The organism is Sphingobium naphthae, from assembly GCF_043589935.1.
Classification (GTDB): domain Bacteria; phylum Pseudomonadota; class Alphaproteobacteria; order Sphingomonadales; family Sphingomonadaceae; genus Sphingobium; species Sphingobium naphthae_A.
Genome location: NZ_CP171458.1, coordinates 36,484 through 47,367 on the forward strand (window position 1 = coordinate 36,484; position 10,884 = coordinate 47,367).

Here is a 10,884-nt window from a genome sequence, read left to right on the forward strand (position 1 = left end):
TCCGATTGTTCTGGTAGTCGCGTTGAAGCGCTGCCCAAGCCGCTTGCTCCCGTTGGGGAGCATTCGCGCCGCGAAGCGGTGCGTTTGAGGCTGACGGTTTGGGAGGTTAGTGCGGTGGTGGGCTCGGCATTTGGCTTTTCCGATCATAGTTAACGTGTTGGCCGGTTGAGGCCAACTCCGTTTTCTTCTTCTATAAAGGAATCTGAGAGCGGTTCCGGATGATTTTGAGACTCGCGCTTGGGGACTACCTCCTGCTGGTCGATCATCGCCTCGATCCGCGCCAGCACTTTGGCGAGCGCGCCCTTTTCCATTGCCTGTCGCCGCTCGCTGGGGTCGAGTGTGGCGCGCATTGCGACCATGTCGTCCTGCCGGTCAGCCTCGCGCTGGACTTCGTCGTCGGGAAGGGGGGCAGGGCGCATCCAGCGTGGCAAATAGCGCGCGACGAGGTCAGGCAAGAAGGCGCGATAGACGTTGGAGGTCTGCGCATAGCGCGGCCCGGGGCCATCGCCCTCCACCTTCTTGAAGCGGCGCTGTCGCACGAGAAATCCGATGCCTTCGAGGATGCGCAGCGCGCGCGCCACGGTGGCGCGGCCCAGGCTCGTCGCGTCGGCAAGATAGTCGTAGCTAGGGAACACGCGGCCTTTGTTGAGGCGGGCGAGCGTCAAAATCTCTTCGAACACGCGCACGCTCGCAGCCGTGAGCGTGATGAGCCGCTGTTCGCCGGGCGTCAGGACGCGACCGTCGCAGCGCGCCTCGCGCCGCAGCTGCCGCCCGGCATCGAGGATCCGGCGCGCGGCGCGCAGCAGACGGTCGGTTTCACCCTTGGCGGGAGGGGTGAAGAAGAGATGCTCAAACGTCCCTTCCTCCACGCTGTCGCGCAGCACCGGCGCGCCAGTGGGGTGGGGCGCGCCGGATCGGTTTTTGCGGGGGCCATGCCCCTTCACCCGTGCGACATGACCACCCAGCGCGCCGACCAGCGCCTCGCCAAAGGCAAGTGTTCCCATTCGTCCCTCCATCGAGGAAGGCCGTCACCAGACAAAAAGAGTGCGTGGCGCGAAGCGCGCATCCTTGAAACCATTGGAGAACTGAAGTAGGAGAGGGGGGTGATTGACCTCTTTTGAGGCACCCGGTTCGACGTTTGGCGACGTCGCTCCAACCTCCAGTGGATGCCCGGCCTTCGTGCCGGGTATTCTTTTATGTGGTCACAGCCGCCCTTTCCATGATCCCTTCGACCGGTATCGCCGGCCTCTTCATGCCCGCAGAGCGACAGCGCTACGGGCGGGCATATGATCGCAGCTAATTTCCTGTTCTAAAAGGCCTTCCGGTTCGTGCTTTCGAGTAGGAATGCAGAAAATCATTCGTGCTTTCGAGTAGGAATAAGGGAAAATTCGTGCTTTTGAGTAAGAATGGATATTTCCCATTCGTGCTTTCGAGTAGAAACTCGGTCGTCCATTCGTGCTTTCGAGTAAGAATTGCCGGGTTCACGCGAATCACCGCAGACAGGTTTTCAGGCCTGCGTGTCTTCATCCCCCGCTTCGTTCGCCTCGGGCAGGGCAGGGGGGCGGCGGGTGATGATCACCCTTCCCTTGGCGGGGCGGCGTCCGGCCTTACGTTCTTCTCCTTGCGCCGGCGGCGGGGCAGGGGCGTCCTCTATCAGGCGGATGTCATAATCGGGAATGGCGTTGGTCGCCGCGACCTGGCGCATGGCGATGCGGAAGTTCGACAACGGGTTCTGGAAGCCGATCTGATGGCGCAAAAGGTCTAGGTCGAGGTCGAGCGGCGCGCCCTCCACGCAGGTCGATCGCGCGACCTCGTAGATGCGCCGCTCGATCGGGCCAAGCTGGAAATAGGTGTTGGCATAGTCGAGCACCTGGCCATCGCGCAGGATCGCGCGGAACAACCAGTCGCACAGCCGCACACGTACGGCTTTCAACCGTTTTTCGCCCTTTCCCGAGCGCGCATATTGCAGCCGCGCTTCGGACAACCAAGAGAAGAAACCCTCCTCGCCCTCGCCCCCGGCCTCAATATTAGTGCGAATCTGCGTGCCCTGCAGTCGCTCCAGCGCATCGGCCAGACGCGAATAGGAACGGGCGCTGTGGTTGGCGCCGGTGACGCTGAAGAGGTCGTGCGCGGTGAAGGTGAAGTCCTGACTCACGCTCATGCCCGCCTCGATCTTCGCGGCCATGAGGCTGGCGATGTAGAGGACGATTTCCTTGTCATAGATAGTCGCGACGCCGCGCGCCGAGGGGCGCACCTCGATCTGGACGGTGGGGGTGGAATAGGCGAGCGGCTTCATCCACGCATTTTTGGCAAGCGCAAAGAAGGGGAAGGCCATGAGCGACCGCTCGCCTCGGATCTCGCCCATAAGCGGGCTATCGAGCTGAAAGAGTTCGCGCTGGGGGTTGGCCATAGCGCCGACTTTACCGCGATCAGGTCATGTTGGCTATTTCTACTCGAAAGCACGAATGTACGCAGTCGCCGGCAATATTGCGCATCATAGACTCTCCATACGGCAAAAAACAGACGCCCGCGCCGCGGAATCGCCGCTCCAGGCCCACAACTTTATAAGTATCTCATGGATATCTTATGGATATCCTTGTGCCAAAGACAGGGGGACGCCAGCCCGGCATAGAAAGTGGCCCGACAGTGGTAGGAGGGGCGGGGAAAGGGCAGGACGCCGCACACCCGCCTTCCGTCGCTATATTGGCGTTGGTGGGGACGGGGCGGGATCAGGGAAGCCTTTCCCGGCTTGGCAGTCGGCAGATCGAAGGAGAGGCAACACCCCACCCCCGTCACCGTGGCGCCCTCAGAGGACGACACGGTGTCGCCCTATTGGAGGTGGATATGGCGCCTGGTCACCTTGATGGATACCAGCCCCGCATAGCTCAACAGCAGACAGCAGCCGGCGATATAGGGAACATACACATAGGTATCCTTCGCCATATGGAACTGGCCGTAGCGCAACAGTTCGAAAATGCCTGTCAGGGGGAACCAACCCAGCCAGCTTCTATAGGGTTCGGGAACCCATGAAACCTGATAGAATGCCCCCGACAACGGCATCAGAATATAGGTAATGGGATGAACAAAGCGGGCAACCAGCCTGTTATCATGGGTCCAGGCGCATATCAAAAGCGACAGCGAGAATGACAGCCAGAACAGAAGCCAAATTCCAAGCAGAAGTTCGTAAGGACGACTTGGACTGTCAGCTAGGCCCAATATCCCCATCAAACTCATGAGAACCGCAAATGACATAATCGAGCCGACAGTTTCAAGCAGCCCACGCGCCAGCATCATATCGAATATCGTCACACGACGATGATACAGAAGGGGCATGTTGGATTCCAATGCCCCATCAGCGCGGGTGACCATGCCACGGAACATAAGGAACATCGTGTAACCCAGGATGGCGAATGGGACAGGATGAATGCCGCCATGCGGCAACCCGTGCCCAGCGTGCAGCAATGCAACGGCGCTCGCTAGGCTGAGGGGTTCCAGAAACACCCACAGATAACCGATATTTTCACGACCATAGCGGGTGTGCAGTTCACGCATCAGCAAGGCGCCGATGACATTGCCCTGAACTCTCAAGCCGTACCAAAATCCCCGGTCGCCGGTCGAGCCTGAAACATCTGAAATCATCGTCATAATAGGGCTTCTAAGCCGGATACCGTGACAAGAAAAGATCTCTCGCTCTCCTGGCAGGCGGGAGACTACTGGCCCCCATGACGCGCACTCCCTATCGGCCCAGCGCGGGCAGGAGACAGCAATAAAACGCCCACGATTTCTGGTTAGCGTCCGCGCTCGTGGTGTAATTTCCGGTGTAGATTGAGGCGATCGCGTGGGTGGGGCATGCCCCACCCACGCGATTTCGGTCTCGGTGGCCACCGGGCTCATCGGTAAGGTGGAGTTACCACACTTCACACGCCCACCGAGGAGTTGATCCCGATGACCGACGATAGATTACCGCTTGCCGAGCTGATGGCGAAGACCGGAGATGGAGATTTCCTGCGCACGATCGCCGAGAGCGTATTACAGATCATCATGGAGGCCGACGTCGATGGCCTGGTCGGCGCCGGCCGGCACGAGCGTTCCGGCGATCGCACGACCTGGCGCAATGGCTACCGCGACCGCAGCCTCGATACCCGGCTCGGCACGCTCAATCTCAAGATCCCCAAACTGCGGACCGGCGCCTACTTTCCCGGCTTTCTGGAGCCCAGGAAGACCGTCGAGAAGGCGCTGGTCGCGGTGATCCAGGAAGCATGGATCGCCGGCGTCAGCACCCGGCGCGTCGATGAGCTGGTGCAGGCGATGGGCATGACTGGCATCTCCAAGTCCTCGGTATCCAAGCTGTGCAAGGACATCGACGAGCGGGTCCACGCCTTCCTCAAGCGGCCGCTCGCCGGCGACTGGCCCTACCTCTGGCTCGATGCTACCTACCTCAAGGTGCGCGAGGGCGGGCGGATCGTCAGTGTCGCCGCGATAATCGCTGTGGCCGTCAACACCGAGGGCAAGCGCGAGATCGTCGGCCTGCACATCGGTCCTTCCGAAGCCGAGCCGTTCTGGTCGAGCTTCCTCAAGGACCTCGCCCGGCGCGGCCTGACCGGCGTGAAGCTGGTCATCTCCGATGCCCACGAGGGGCTCAAGGCGGCGATTACCCGCGTCATGGGCGCGACCTGGCAGCGCTGCCGCGTCCACTTCATGCGCAACGCCCTGGCCTATGTGCCCAAAGGCCAGAATACCGTCGTTGCCGCTGCCATCCGTCAGGTCTTCCTTCAGCCCGACCATGCCGCTGCGACGCAGGTCTGGCGTCAGGTCGCTGATCAGTTGCGCGCCCGCTGGCCAAAGCTCGGCGTTTGCATGGACGATGCCGAGCACGACGTACTCGCCTACATGACCTTCCCCGAGCAGCACCGGGTCAAGCTCCACAGCACCAACCCGCTGGAACGCCTGAACAAGGAAGTGAAGCGCCGCGCCGATGTGGTCGGCATCTTCCCGAACGAGGACAGCATTATCCGCCTCGTCGGCGCCGTCCTGCTCGAGCAGAATGACGAATACCAGCTCCAGCACCGCTACATGCAGATCGAGGGCATGGCCGCCCTTGCCACCCCAATGATCGAGGAGGCACAGCCGCTACAGATTACACCCAAGGCCGCCTGAAAATGCAGCCCAGTGGCCACACCCGATTTTACACCACATTGACGGACGCGACCGATTTCTGACCTTGTCGCGGGCAACAGGGACAACCGTTCGCTTCTGAATTGACGCGGAGGCGAATGGGTCCGAGCCTCTCCATTGCGATACCCTGATGCGCCGGCACGGCGTTTGAAAATTCATCCTTGCCAAACCCTGCACTGATTGCACGGCCATAAACGCAAGCCTTGCACGGAAGGCCATGAATCCTGCATATACGAATTGAAATTTGCTTCTTCTGGTGAATCCGAACAGAAAGAAACATAGCAATGACAAACCAGAATACATCTATAGTTAATTCACGGAATAAATTTGGTGTAGAAAATGCTAATATTTTACCGCCTCCAGTATTTATTCACTCTAGTTTTCGCACTTCAAGCACTTGGCTATGGAGTAAGATTAGGAAACTTCCTAATGTTTTAGCATATTATGAGGTATTTCACGAGTCCTTGGCTAATGTTGATGCAAGATCCTTAAATTTTAACAGCCATTCTAGCTGGTCATCCGGACATCCTGCGCAAGCGCCCTATTTCTTGGAGTTCTTGCCTTTTTTAAAAAAAGATGGCGGCATAGAATTATTTGACTCAAGTATGTCTTTTGAAAGATTTATTCCCGAAGGAGGAATAAATGGCGAATTGTCTTTGCAAGAGATATCATATTTAAGACTTCTGATAGAGCAAGGATATAAAAGTAGGAAGATCCCAGTACTGAGCGAGACCAGAACCTTGGGAAGAATTCTTTCTATAAAAAAGTCTATTCCCGTCAATAATGTGCTAGTCTATAGAAACATATTCGATCAGTGGGCATCGTATTGCGGACAAAGTCTGAAAGGAAACGACTACTTTATATCGACTATATTAGAGACTGTTAATTCATCCAGTAAAAATGATAAGTTCATTAATTCCTTAAGAGATTTTTTTTCAAATGCTCAATTGTCACCAAAAAATGAGAGTTTATTTTTATTATTTGTGATAATGCATATATATTTTTATTCAAAATGCATAGATTATTCTGATCTTGTTATAGACACTTCCGCAATTGCAAGTGACGATAAACTTAGAACGGATGCAGAATCGGAGCTATCAAAAATGCTCTTGTCTTCGATAGACCTTTCTGATGTCGAAGTTAATTTCGACTCATCTGTTATTTTGATAAAAGACAAAAAGAAGTTTATTGATACTGTTGATCAATTCACTAAGATTATAATATCGAGTTGCGATAGCCAAACCAGTGTTGATTTTTCAGTCAAATCAAGAGATGATTTTATTTCTGCATGGTCTTATCATAGTAGAGTGACATGCAATACTATTTCCTTCTATGAAAAAGAGTTGTCTGGTTTAGAAGTTCATGCTGAGCAGAAATCATTTGAATTCGCGCATGTTGTAAGTGAGCGCGACCAACTCACCACCGATCTGGCGCAAACGCGCGCAGCCGCTGAGCAGACAGCCCAGGCGCTTACAGCAGAGCGCGACCAGCTCACCACCGATCTGGCGCAAACGCGCGCAGCCGCTGAGCAGACAGCCCAGGCGCTTACAGCAGAGCGCGACCAGCTCACCACCGATCTGGCGCAAACGCGCGCAGCCGCTGAGCAGACGGCCCAAGCGCTTACAGCAGAGCGCGACCAGCTCACCACCGATCTGGCGCAAACACGCGCAGCCGCTGAGCAGACGGCCCAAGCGCTTACAGCAGAGCGCGACCAGCTCACCACCGATCTGGCGCAAACACGCGCAGCCGCTGAGCAGACGGCCCAAGCGCTTACAGCAGAGCGCGACCAGCTCACCACCGATCTGGCGCAAACGCGCGCAGCCGCTGAGCAGACGGCCCAAGCGCTTACAGCAGAGCGCGACCAGCTCACCACCGATCTGGCGCAAACACGCGCAGCCGCTGAGCAGACGGCCCAAGCGCTTACAGCAGAGCGCGACCAGCTCACCACCGATCTGGCGCAAACGCGCGCAGCCGCTGAGCAGACAGCCCAAGCGCTTACAGCAGAGCGCGACCAGCTCACCACCGATCTGGCGCAAACGCGCGCAGCCGCTGAGCAGACGGCCCAAGCGCTTACAGCAGAGCGCGACCAGCTCACCACCGATCTGGCGCAAACGCGCGCAGCCGCTGAGCAGACGGCCCAAGCGCTTACAGCAGAGCGCGACCAGCTCACCACCGATCTGGCGCAAACGCGCGCAGCCGCTGAGCAGACAGCCCAAGCGCTTACAGCAGAGCGCGACCAGCTCCATGCCGAACTTGTCGCGGCGGCCGTCAATGCCAAAAACTCACATGGCTGGTCACGTTTCTGGGGACGCTAATCCCCGGCGAATGGATACCTCAAAACCGGGGGATTTCGAGGCGTCCGTTTATTCCGCCATCGAGACCGCCAAGCTCAAGAACCTCGAAGCACAGATCATTTGCCAAGTCACTTATGAGACTTGGGCGCGGGCGGGCGTAGAGTTTTGAAGCGGGCGTAGAGTTGAAATCGCGACGAGTTATCCATCCAACCTGCTCTTTGCGGTATCGGGCCAAAACCAAGGGAAAGGTCGAGTGGCCGTTCAGCTACATCCGCAAGGACTTCTTCCTCGGGTGGAGCTTGCCACAGCGTGCTCCCTCATAGAACGTTTATGCCGATAGCGTATGTATGTGATAAGAGGGTATTCAGCGCAGCCGAAGGAGGGCCTCCGCTTTTCTCCGGGCTTGCAACTATCGAGGTTTTCGCACACACAGCAAGTCCTGGATCCGCGATATGGCGTAGTATGCCGCTCGATATACATGCACAGAAATCCGTTGTACCTGGATTGCGTCGAATGGCGTGCAGAGCCCTCTAATATATATATTACAGACATAGAAACGAGGATTTATGAATATTTTATATGTATCAGTTCATGCGATCCTCGAATTTGATGAAATAAACTTGCTTCGTTCTCTGGGGCATTTCGTTTTCCCACTTGGGAGTTACTTCGGAGGCGAAGCGTCTCAGCAGTTTCGACCCGAAATCGATTTTGGCCCGGAGCTTCTTGAGTGGATGGACCGCTTCACCGTACTGGGGGGCCACTACTCGCCGCACATTAAAAAGGACGAATATAATCTTCCTGAAGAATTTATAAAGATGTTCGATTGCTGCATCGTGATGCACAATCCTGAATTATTTGAGTTATATTGGGAAAGTCTTTCTGTTATTCCAGTTATTTGGCGCACTATCGGCGTTGATACTGAACTAGTCGAACGCCGCATGTTGCCTTATCGGAAAAATGGCTGCAAGATCGTTCGTTATTGCCCGACCGAGCAGCGAGCAACCGACTATATTGGCCATGACAGTATCATCCGTTTCTGCAAGAACAGTGACGAACTTGATCATCGCAAACGTGCAAATGACGATATACTTCTCTTCTCAAACGATTTTGTCGCACGCTACCCTATTGAATCCTCCTTCTTTCTTGAAGTGGTACGAGAATTCAGCTTCAAGCTCGGCGGGATCGGTAACGACAGCTTTCCCGAGGCGATCGGCATGGTGTCCTACTCCGAGCAACTCAAGCTACTATCCCAATCCGCTGCATATTTTTACTGTGCAGGATCCTTCATACCCTACACGCTGAATTTCATGGAGGCCTGGCTTTCGGGGATCCCAGTCGTGGCGTTGGACTGCCACTCCATTTACGATGAAAACCGCTGCAAATTCGCCGAAATTCCGAGCCTCATCACTTCCGATGAGGACGGCTTTCTGGTGTCAAACGCAGCTCAGGCCCGTGAATTGTTCACGGAACTAATCGGAAATCCGGAACGCGCAGCCCAGATAGGCGCTGCCGGACAGCGAAAAGCCCGTTCGCTCTTTGGCCGCGAGGTCATAGCACCTCAGTGGCAAACTCTCCTCGACTCTATCTAGTAGCCGTTGGGATACAGGTTGCGAACGGGAATACTTGAGATGAGCAAGGCAATTCGGCGATTAAGTCAGTGGGCGGACTACTCCACGACATTCTCATCGATCCTAACCTCGTACGATCAGGCTGTATTGGACCTGGCAATCGGCGACGATTTGTGGGGAGATGATCAAAAGAGTTTCCTTGCGTCTTGCCGCGAACCGCTTGCCTTGAAGCTTGATGGTGCGCCGATGGCGGTCAACCGCAGCTTTGGCGATGCCGGATTCGTCAGCGGCTGGAGTGGTGCGGAAGACACCGGTATATGGTCTATCGGGACGAGCAGTCATTTGTTGCTCGTCGCGAAGAGAAGCCTTCAGGACCATTTACTCGTCATCGCCGGCGGACCATTCATCCCGTTCGGCATGACCAATGAGATATCAATCTGGATCGGCGGTAACAGGGTTTTCCTTGCGTTGCTTGGTCAGGCGGATCTCTTCTGCGCGCTCCGTTTTCCCTTCCCGGCAGTCAACGCAGGAGCGGTCATCGACATCGAATTGCGCCTCACGTCGGTCGTCTCTCCCCAAAGTCTAGGCATAGGGCCGGATCCTCGGGAGCTGGGGTTTTTCGTGCAATCGATCGGTGTCCATTCTGCGGATGCTGACATCGCTCTCCTCTACCCTCACGCAACCTTCCCAGGAGTTGTTCCGGACGCGCAAGGTCTGTTCCCGCCACTCGAGGTGGCCGCTGTGACCGATTGGCAACATCCGTATCCCGAAATCGTGCATGAAGCGATAAGTCCAGAAGCCTTGGATGATCGTGCTGACGATACGGAAGTGCGCGCGCCTGCCTCGTTATGGGGTGAGAGCCCGTTGTCCATGGCCGACAATGCATTCGGTCATGGGTTGATAAAGGGGTGGAGTGATCCCGAAGAGGAAGGCGTCTGGTCGATCGGCCAGAGCAGCCTGCTCTCGCTGCTGGCAGAAGAAGACCTGAACGACCATGATCTCGTGATCGTCGGTAAGCCGTTCCTGCCACCGCTCGAAAGCAACCAAATTTCGGCTTGGCTCGACGGACAGGAGGTCTGTACGGCGGTGCTCGAACGGCCCGGCGAGATCACCACTTTCCACGTCCCATTACCGGAGATGTCTAAAGGTGATGTCGTCACCGTCGAGCTACGCCTGGCGTCAAGCTTTTCGCCAAGCAGCCTGGGACTGAGCACGGACGACCGACAGCTCGGATTCTTCGTTCATACGATCTGCGCTCAACGGGTAGAAGACGGTGCCCCTGACGTCGAGACGCGGGCCCCTGCGCCGCTGTGGAGCGATAGGCCGGTGTCCACGGCCAGTGGAGCATCTGGTGACACGGGCCTGATCGCCGGATGGAGCTACCCCGAGGAGGAAGGCGTCTGGTCGATCGGCCAGAGCAGCCTGCTCTCGCTGCTGGCAGAAGAAGACCTGAACGACCATGATCTCGTGATCGTCGGTAAGCCGTTCCTGCCACCGCTCGAAAGCAACCAAATTTCGGCTTGGCTCGACGGACAGGAGGTCTGTACGGCGGTGCTCGAACGGCCCGGCGAGATCACCACTTTCCACGTCCCATTACCGGAGATGTCTAAAGGTGATGTCGTCACCGTCGAGCTACGCCTGGCGTCAAGCTTTTCGCCAAGCAGCCTGGGACTGAGCACGGACGACCGACAGCTCGGATTCTTCGTTCATACGATCTGCGCTCAACGGGTAGAAGACGGTGCCCCTGACGTCGAGACGCAGCCTCGAGCGTCGCACTGAATAAATTAAAAAAGTATATTCCTGATTCACGGTAGAACAGGAATATGGCGGATGTATAGGATCATGGC

Annotated in this window: 7 protein-coding genes; 4 read left to right on the forward strand and 3 right to left on the reverse strand. The window is 56.4% G+C overall.

Features of this window, described 5'->3' with window-relative positions; all coding sequences use genetic code 11:
• Nucleotides 1-149: 149 nt before the first annotated feature.
• The 3 genes from ACGGKE_RS18680 to ACGGKE_RS18690 form a co-directional block, all read right to left on the reverse strand.
• Entirely contained in the window at nt 150-884 is a 735-nt protein-coding gene (locus ACGGKE_RS18680; protein ID WP_394443412.1) for a helix-turn-helix domain-containing protein, read from the reverse strand.
• Between the two features lie 623 nt (nt 885-1,507).
• Nucleotides 1,508-2,410 carry a replication initiator protein A gene (locus tag ACGGKE_RS18685; protein ID WP_394443414.1) on the reverse strand — a complete coding sequence of 301 codons (903 nt, stop codon included), beginning with the start codon at nt 2,408-2,410 and terminating at the stop codon, nt 1,508-1,510.
• Nucleotides 2,411-2,829: 419 nt separating this feature from the next.
• Nucleotides 2,830-3,645 (reverse strand): ABC transporter permease, encoded by an 816-nt coding sequence (locus ACGGKE_RS18690; RefSeq protein WP_254908191.1) that lies wholly within the window; start codon nt 3,643-3,645, stop codon nt 2,830-2,832.
• 300 nt (nt 3,646-3,945) lie between these two features.
• On the opposite strand from ACGGKE_RS18690, the gene ACGGKE_RS18695 reads away from it, so the two are divergent.
• From ACGGKE_RS18695 to ACGGKE_RS18710, 4 genes are all read left to right on the forward strand, one after another.
• On the forward strand, nt 3,946-5,157 hold the full coding sequence (locus ACGGKE_RS18695) for an IS256 family transposase (protein WP_380909150.1): 1,212 nt from the start codon (nt 3,946-3,948) through the stop codon (nt 5,155-5,157).
• A gap of 302 nt (nt 5,158-5,459) precedes the next feature.
• On the forward strand, nt 5,460-7,490 hold the full coding sequence (locus ACGGKE_RS18700; RefSeq protein ID WP_394443417.1) for a hypothetical protein: 2,031 nt from the start codon (nt 5,460-5,462) through the stop codon (nt 7,488-7,490).
• A gap of 545 nt (nt 7,491-8,035) precedes the next feature.
• Nucleotides 8,036-9,058 (forward strand): glycosyltransferase, encoded by a 1,023-nt coding sequence (locus ACGGKE_RS18705; protein ID WP_394443419.1) that lies wholly within the window; start codon nt 8,036-8,038, stop codon nt 9,056-9,058.
• A gap of 126 nt (nt 9,059-9,184) precedes the next feature.
• Entirely contained in the window at nt 9,185-10,816 is a 1,632-nt protein-coding gene (locus ACGGKE_RS18710; RefSeq protein ID WP_394443421.1) for a hypothetical protein, read from the forward strand.
• The last annotated feature ends 68 nt before the right edge of the window (nt 10,817-10,884 follow it).

Coding starts and splice junctions, on each gene's coding strand:
- ACGGKE_RS18685 (WP_394443414.1), bottom strand. CDS start 2,410: ATGGCCAACCCCCAGCGCGAACTCTTTCAGCTCGATAGCCCGCTTATG.
- ACGGKE_RS18690 (WP_254908191.1), bottom strand. CDS start 3,645: ATGACGATGATTTCAGATGTTTCAGGCTCGACCGGCGACCGGGGATTT.
- ACGGKE_RS18695 (WP_380909150.1), top strand. CDS start 3,946: ATGACCGACGATAGATTACCGCTTGCCGAGCTGATGGCGAAGACCGGA.
- ACGGKE_RS18700 (WP_394443417.1), top strand. CDS start 5,460: ATGACAAACCAGAATACATCTATAGTTAATTCACGGAATAAATTTGGT.
- ACGGKE_RS18705 (WP_394443419.1), top strand. CDS start 8,036: ATGAATATTTTATATGTATCAGTTCATGCGATCCTCGAATTTGATGAA.